The sequence below is a fragment of the Streptomyces sp. NPDC088124 genome (assembly GCF_040685895.1).
Lineage (GTDB): Bacteria > Actinomycetota > Actinomycetes > Streptomycetales > Streptomycetaceae > Streptomyces.
In genome coordinates, this window is sequence record NZ_JBFBJB010000115.1 from 1 (window position 1) to 8,643 (window position 8,643).

Genomic DNA, 8,643 nt, shown 5'->3' on the forward strand with positions numbered 1-8,643 from the left:
GGTCGGAGGTGCTGGGTGTCGAGCGGGTCGGAGTGCACGACAACTTCTTCTCCCTCGGCGGCGACTCCATCTCCAGCCTCCAAGTCGTCTCCCGGGCCCGCCGCGCCGGGATCGCCCTCACCTCGCGTGATGTGTTCCTCCGGCAGAACATCTCCGACCTCGCCGCCTCCGCCGCCTCCGCCGCACCCGCAACCGGCTCCGCCGCGGCGCAGGGTGTGGTGAGAGGCCCCGTCGGACCGACGCCGATCCGCGAGTGGTTCTTCGCGCACCACCCCGTCGCGCCACATCACTTCGCGATGTCCATGGCCTTCGAGCTGGTCCCCGGCGCCGACCTGACCGCTCTGCGCTCCGCCGTCGCCGCGCTGGTGGCCCAGCACGACGCGCTGCGTACGCTCTTCACCCGGACCGAAGCCGGCGGCTGGGCCGGGCACATCACCCCGGCCGTCGACCTGGACATGGTGTTCACCGTCCACGACCTCACCCGTTCGTCCGATACCGATACCGATACCGATGACGGCGAAGTCGCCGCCTGGCAGGAGCACGCACGCGCCGCCCAGAGCGGCATGGACCTCTCCCAGGGGCCGCTGTTCCGGGTCCTCGTCGGGGACCGTGGCCCGGACCGGCCCGCGTGGCTGTTCGTGGCCGCGCACCATCTGCTGGTCGACGGAGTCTCCTGGCGCATCCTGCTGGAGGACCTGACCCGGGCGTACGGGCAGGCCGCCGCGGGGCGCCCCGTGCAGCTCGGGGAGAAGAGCACGTCCGTCGCCCAATGGGCGGACAGGCTGGCCGGCCATGTCGCCGCGGGCGGCTTCGACGACCAGGCCGGCCACTGGTGCGCGGTCACCGACGCGGCCGTCACCGAGCTGCCGGTCGACCTCCCGGGTGGCGGTAACACGATGGCCGTCCAGGCAACGTACGACCTCACCCTGGACGCCGAGGAGACCGGGGCTCTGCTGCACCGGGTACCGGACGCGTACCGGACGCGTACCGACGACGTACTGCTGACCGCCCTTGCCCGCACCCTCCGGGCATGGACGGGACGCGAACGCACGGCAGTTGCCGTGGAGGGACACGGCCGCGAGGAACTCTTCGCCGACGTGGACCTGACGCGTACGGTCGGCTGGTTCACCTCGATCCACCCGGTCGCCCTCGCCCTTCCCGACGACGGCGACGGTCACGGTCATGGTCCACGTCACGGTCACGGTCACGGTCACGGTCACGGTCAGGACGGTGCCGAGGGCGACGACCTGGCCGCCTCGCTCAAGTCCGTGAAGGAACAGCTCAGGTCGGTGCCTCAGCGAGGGATCGGGTACGGCGCGCTGCGCCATCTCGCGGCGGCGGGCGAACCCGGCCGTCCCGGACCGCTCGCCGGCGCCGACGAGCCGCGTATCAGCTTCAACTATCACGGCCGGTTCGACGCCACCGGGGACGACGCGACCTCCTCCGGCGCCGGACCGATACGGTCCGTCCTTCCCGCCCTCGGGCAGGACCACCACCCGGACGAGCAGCGGGCCCATCTCATCGATGTGATCGGTGTGGTGAGCGAGGGACGGCTGACCTTCACCTGGACGTACTCGACCGAACTGCACCTCCCGTCGACCGTCGAACGGCTGGCCCACACGTTCGCCGCCGAGATCCGCGCGCTCGTACACCACTGCGCCCGGCCAGGAACCGGCGGCCGCACCCCCTCCGACTTCCCGCTCGCCCGGCTCGACCAGGCGGCCGTCGACGCCCTGGCCGGTACGGATGCCGCCAGCTCCGAGATCGAGGACATCTATCCGCTCACGCCCCTGCAGAGCGGCATGCTGCTCCACACCCTGAGCGACCCCGGTGTCTACCTCGACCAGGTGTCCTTCCTCCTCGAAGGCGCCGAGGACCCCGGGCTGCTGGCCACCGCCTGGCAGCGGCTCGTGGACGCGACGCCCGCGCTCCGCACCCACCTGGTGTGGGAGGGTGTGCCCGAGCCCCTTCAGGTGGTACGACGGCGCGCCGTCCTCGATATCCGGCAGCTCGACTGGACCGGCGTCCCGATGGCGGAACAGGCCGTGCTGCTGGCCCGGTTGACGGCCGACGAGCACGCGGGCGGTATCGATCTGTCGACCGGGCCGCTGATGCGGCTCGTCCTGGTGCGGGTGTCCGGAGCCGCAGTCCGGGTGGTGTGGACCTTCCATCACGTGGTGCTCGACGGCTGGAGCACCACGCAGATCTTCGAGGACGTCTTCGCCCAGTACCGGTCGCTCCGCGACGCGGCCGGCGCTTCCGAGCTGTCGGCCGAGGCGGCCGGGCCGGCCGCGCGGCCGGACGCCCCCGCGGCCGTGCGGCCACAGGCCCGGGCGGCCGTGCCGATGACCCGTCCGCCGTTCCGGGACTACGTGGCGTGGCTGGGCCGGCAGGACACCGGAGCCGCCCGGGCCTACTGGCGCGCCGCCCTGGCCGGGTTCCGCTCGCCCACCCCGCTGCCGGCCGACCGCCGGCCCGCCCCGGGCCACCGCTCCCACGCGGCCGAGCGGGTACGGATCGAACTCACGGCGGCGCAGGCCGGAGCCCTGTCGGAGCTGGCGGGGCGCCATCACCTCACCCTGAACACGGTGGTACAGGGAGCCTGGGCCCTGCTCCTCTCCCGTTACGCGGGCGAGAGCGACGTGTGCTTCGGCGCGACGGTCTCCGGACGCCCGGCGGAGCTCCCCGGCATGGAGTCCACGGTCGGCAACTTCCTCAACACACTGCCCGTCCGGATCCGCACGACCGGCCCCGGCGGCGAGAGCCTGCTCGACTGGCTCGGCCGGATCCAGAGCGAGCAGGCCGAGGCACGGGGCTACGAACACCTCGCCCTCCGTGACATCCGCGAGTGCGCCGAACTGCCTCCGGGAACCGAGCTGTTCGAGTCCCTTGTCGTCTTCGAGAACTACCCCGGCAACGAGGAGGCCGCCGCCGCACACGGACTGCGCGTCACCGATGTCACCGCCGTCGACACGACCAGCTACCCCCTCGACCTGACCGCCTACACCGACACCGACAAGCTGGCGCTCGTGCTCGCCTTCGACCCGGAGCTCTTCGACCGGGACAGGATCGACCACATGGCCGAGCACCTCGCCGTACTGCTGCGGAGCATGCCCGAGCACGCACACCGTCCGCCCGCGGAACTGCCGCTGCTCTCCGCGGCCGGTAACGCGCGGCTGCTCGGCGCGGACGGCTGGAGCGGCGCCGCGATCCCCTTCGCCCACGGCGCCTGCCTGCACGAACTCATCGCCGGCCAGGCGCGCAGCACACCCCTGGCCGAAGCCGTGCTCTCCGGGACCCGCTCGCTCACGTACGCCGAACTCGACACGCGCGCCAACAGGCTCGCCCAGCACCTCGTCACCCTCGGCGTCGGCCCCGGGACCGTGACCGCCATCTGCCTCGAACGCGGGGTCGACATGGTCGTCGCCCTGCTCGGCGTCCTCAAGGCGGGCGGCGCCTACGTACCGCTCGACCCGGCACACCCGGCCGAACGGCTGGAGTACGTGCTCACCGACAGCGCCGCCGCCCTTGTCGTCACCCAGCTCTCCCTCGCCGGCGACCTGCCCGCCACGCCTGTGCCGGTGCTGACCCTCGACACCGAGGCGGGACGGTTCGAAGCGCTGCCCGATCGGGCCCCGGAGACCGGTGTGACGCCGCGCGACGCCGCGTACGTCATCTACACCTCCGGCTCCACCGGGCGGCCCAAGGGCGTACTGGTCGAACACCGCAGCGTCAGCCACGGCGCGGCGTCGTGGAACGCGGCGTACGGGTTCACGGGCGACACGGTGATCCCCGCACCGAACGGCCCCGCTCGCCGCGGCGACACCGACGGGCCGGTGCGTCAGCTCAACGTGGCCAGCATGTCCTTCGACGTCTTCGTCTCCGACCTGGTGCACGCCCTCTGCCACGGCGGAGCCCTGGTCATCGCCCCCTCCGAAGCCGTCGCCGACCCCACGCGGCTGCTCGATCTCATCCGCTCCGCCCGGGTCACCCACCTCGACACCGTCCCGGCGCTGGCCACCGCGCTCGTCGACGAGGCGGCCCGGCGCGGGGAACCGCTCCCGCCGCTGCGGGTGCTGGCCGCCGGCGCCGACCTGTGGCGTACGGACGACTGCCGCAGACTGCTGGAGCGGGCCGACAAGGCCACCACCGTCCTCAACACGTACGGCGTCACCGAGGCCACGGTCGAATCCTCCCTCTACCCCGCCGTACGCGGCGCGCTGCCCGACACCGCCGGAGTGCCCATCGGCCGGCCCAACCCCGGCATCCGGATGTACCTCCTCGACGCGGCACTGCGGCCCGTGCCCGTCGGTGTGACCGGCGACCTGTACGTGGGCGGACCGAGCGTGGCCCGCGGCTATCTGAACCGGCCCGCCCTGACCTCGGAGCGCTTCGTCGCCGACCCCTTCGGAGGCGATCCGGCGGACCGGCTCTACCGGACCGGCGACCGGGCGCGATATCTCCCCGACGGGAGCGTCGAGTTCGCGGGACGGGCGGACGAGCAGCTCAAGGTACGCGGATTCCGCATCGAGCCCGGCGAGATCGAGGCCGCCCTGCGCCTGCACCCCTCCGTGGCACGGGCGGTGGTCGCGGCATGCCAGGACGACGGCGGCGCGACGCGCCTGGTGGGCTACGCGGTCGTACGGGACGGGCACGCCTTCGAGCCGGGTCCGCTGCGCACGCACCTCAAGGGCCTGCTGCCCGGCTACATGGTGCCGTCGGTCTTCGTGGAGCTCGCGGAACTGCCGTTGAACGCGAACGGCAAGGTCGACCGCAGGGCACTGCCCGCGCCCGGGCCCGCGGCACAGAGCGGCACCGCGTACGTCGCGCCGCGGAACACGGGCGAGGAGGTGCTGGCGGGCATCTGGCAGGAGGTGCTCGGTACGGAACGGGTCGGCGCCGAGGACGACTTCTTCGACCTGGGCGGCAACTCCATCCAGATCCTCCAGGTCATCTCCCGGATCCGTACGGCCTTCGGGGTCGCGTTCTCGGTCCGCGCGTTCTACGACGCGCCTACGGTCGCCGGTCTCGCGACGGCGGTGGAGGAACGCATCCTCCAGGAACTCGAAGAGTCGATACGGCAGCAGTGAGCACTGCGCACCGAGCAGGAACCAGTCATAGGGGGATTCATGAACACGGCGTCCTCGCCGAACCGGAAGTCCGCGCCCGTCACGGCAGTTGACGAGGGCCGCCCGGTGCCGCAGAGCTGGAACGACACCGTACGGACCGAGCTGCTCGGTGCCTCCGTGCTCGGGGACGTCCTCCGCTGGGCCGAACGAACACCGGACGCCCTCGCGATCGAGGAGGCGGGCGACGGGGGCCGCAGCCTGTCATACCGCCAACTCTTCGATGAATCAGCCGGTTTGGCTCGCCGGCTGCGCGAGCACGGGGTGGCATGTGAGGCGAGGGTGGCAGTCAGCCTCGACCGGTCGGCCGATCTGATCGTGTCGCTGCTCGCGGTGCTCCGGGCCGGCGGTACGTACGTGCCGATCGACCCCGGGTACCCCGCCGACCGTATCGCCCACCTCCTGGCGGACAGCAGGCCGCAGGTGCTTGTCACACGGCGGGGCGGGCACGCGGGTACAGGTACGGGTACGGGTACGGATGCCGAGTCGGTGCCGACGGTCCTGGAACTGGGAGAACTCGACGCGGCCGTCCCCGAGGAGAGTGTCCCCGACGAGCCCGTGGCGATGGACAACGCCGCGTACGTGATCTACACCTCGGGATCGACCGGTCGCCCCAAGGGCGTGGTCGTACCCCACGCGGGTCTGCTCGGTCTGGCGGTCTCCCATGCCGAGGCGCTCGGCCTGGACGACCGGAGCCGGGTGCTCCAATACGTGTCGCCCAGCTTCGACGTCGCCATGGCCGACATCCTGATGACGCTCACCGCGGGGGCCACCCTCGTCCTGGCCCCCGGCCAGCCCCTGGGGGACGAGCTGATGAGCCTGCTCGCCGAGCGGCGCGTCACCCATCTCATGGTGCCGCCCGTCGTCCTCGGTACCCTCCCCGAAGGTGAACTGCCGTACCTGCGCACGCTGCTGGTCGGTGGCGAGACCTGCCCCGACGACATCGTCGCCCGCTGGTCCGCCGGCGGCCGACGGGTGCTCAACGCCTACGGGCCGACCGAGGCCACCGTCTGCGCCACCCTCAGCGCGCCCCTCCCCGCCGACGGTACGGGGCCGTATCCGATCGGCGCCCCGATCGCCAACACCCGGGCCCAGGTGCTCGACGACGCGCTGCGGCCCGCACCGGTCGGGAGCTGGGGCGAGCTCTATCTGGGCGGCCCTCTCGCCCGCGGCTACCACGACCGGGCCGGGCTGAGCGCCGCGCGGTTCGTCGCCGACCCGTTCGGCTCGGGCGAGCGGCTGTACCGGACCGGGGATGTCGTGCGCTGGCGGAGCGACGGAACGCTGGAGTACGGCGGACGCACCGACGACCAGGTGAAGATCCGCGGCCTGCGCATCGAACCCGGCGAGATCGAGGCCGTGCTGGCGCGCCACCCCGACGTGCGCAGCGCCGTCGTCGTGGCCCGGGAGGACCGGCCGGGAGCCAAGCGGCTCGCCGCCTACCTCGTACCGGAACACGGGGACGGCCTGGACGTGCAGGCCTTGCGCTCCCATGTCGCGGACCTGCTCCCCGAGTCCATGGTTCCCGCGGTCTTCGTCACGCTGGACGCGCTGCCGCTGACCGCCAACGGCAAGCTGGACCGCCGCGCGCTGCCCGTACCCGAGTACGTGACGGACCGCGCGGCGCGGCCGTACCTCGCTCCCCGTAACCGTACCGAACAGTCGCTGTGCGCCATCTGGTCCGAGGTCCTCGGCGCCGAACAGGTGGGCGCCGAGGACGACTTCTTCGATCTCGGCGGCGACTCCATCCTCGCCCTGCAAGTGGTCTCCCGGGTACGGAGCGCCACCTCCGTCGCGCTCTCCTGGCGCACCCTGTTCGACCGGACCACGGTGGCGGCCCTGGCGGAGGTGGTGGACACGGCGGGCGGCGGGGACCCGGAGGGTGGCGTGAGCCCGGCGGACGGTGCGCCGCTCGTCGCTCCGCAGCCCGCGATCCCGGTCGCCGACCGTGGCGCCGCCCTGCCGCTCCCGCTCGCCCCGGGGCAGCAACGCCTCTGGTTCCTCGACGAATTCACCCCGGGGAGCGTGGAGTACAACACCGCCGCCGCGCTGCGGCTGGCGGGCGAACTCGACGGCACCGCCCTGCGCGAGGCCGTCGCCGAGCTGGTGGCCCGCCATGAAACCCTCCGTACCACCTTCGCGTCCGTCGACGGCCGCCCGGTGCAGGTGGTCCACGCGGCGGACGCGGCGGCGCCCGCCGTGCCCGTGGGCAGCATCGATCTGTCGAAGCTCGCGGAGAACGCCCGCGCCGAGGCGCTGGACGCGGCGCTCCGTACGGAACAGGCCACACCATTCGACCTGCGCACCGGACCGCTGCTGCGCATTCTGACGATCCGCCTCGCCCCGGCGGAACACGTACTGATGGCCACCCTGCACCACATCGTGACCGACGGGTGGTCGGTGGGCGTGCTCGTCCGGGACCTGGGCACGCTGTACGCGGCGGCCGTACGGGGAGACCGCGCGGCACTGCCGGAGCTGCCGGTCCAGTACGCGGACTACGCCCTGTGGCAGCGGGACGCCCTGGCAGGCTCGGCGCTGGACGGCCAACTCGGCTACTGGCGTGAGCGGCTGGCGGGCCCGGAGCCGTTGGAGCTGCCGACGTCACGGCCGCGCCCGGCGGTCCGTACGGCGGCCGGCGCGGTCCACACCTTCGAGGTGCCGCGTGAGCTGGCCGAGGGGCTGGCCGCGCTGGGCCGCGCCGAGCGGGCCAGCCTGTTCATGGTGCTCACGGCGGTGACGCAGTTGCTGCTGGCGCGCTACAGCGGACGCGCGGACATCGCGATCGGCACCGTCACCTCCGGGCGGGACCGGGAGGAGACGGAGAACCTGATCGGCTTCTTCGTCAACACGCTGGTCCTCCGTACGCGGGTCGACGAGAGCCGCTCGTTCCGCGATCTCCTCGCCTCCGTCCGCGACACCACGCTGGAGGCGTTCGCCCACCAGGACGTGCCGTTCGACCGTCTGGTCGACGCGCTCGCACCCGAGCGGGACACGAGCAGGACCCCGCTGGTGCAGGCGGCGATCGTGCTCCAGAACGCCTTCGGCGACCTGGAGACCTTCGGGGAGATGGCCGCGGAACGGGAGTACGTGCCGCGCGAGTCGTCCCGGTTCGACCTGACTTTTGAGTTCTGGCGCCACGACGGCGGGCTGTCGGGCGAACTGGAGTACAGCACGGATCTGTTCGACGGCGTGCTGATGGAACGGCTGTGCCGTCACTGGGTCGAGCTGGCGGGCGTGGTGGTGGGCGGCGGTGCCGGGCGCCGTCTGTCCGGCGCCGGGCTGGTGGTGGGTGCTGAGCGGGATGTGCTGGCGGGCGACTGGGGTGTGTCGGGTGTGGGCTCGGGCGCGGTGGGGGTTTCTCTGTGGGGTCTGGTGGAGTCCCGCGTGATGTCGTCTCCTGGCCGGATTGCGGTGGTGTGTGGCGAAGTGTCTCTGTCGTATGGGGAGTTGGCGGAGCGGGTGGAGTGGTTGGCGGGGTGGCTGGTTGGCGAGGGTGTTGGGGTGGAGTCGCGGGTGG

At 72.5% G+C, this 8,643-nt stretch carries 2 protein-coding genes; both read left to right on the plus strand.

Features of this window, described 5'->3' with window-relative positions; translation table 11 throughout:
* The first annotated feature begins 8 nt into the window (after positions 1-8).
* Positions 9-5,090, plus strand: coding sequence for an amino acid adenylation domain-containing protein (locus tag AB0P17_RS42835; RefSeq protein WP_365820488.1), 5,082 nt, complete (start codon positions 9-11; stop codon positions 5,088-5,090).
* A gap of 39 nt (positions 5,091-5,129) precedes the next feature.
* Positions 5,130-8,643, plus strand: a 3,514-nt coding sequence (locus tag AB0P17_RS42840; protein ID WP_365820490.1) for an amino acid adenylation domain-containing protein, incomplete at its 3' end; no start/stop codon positions are given.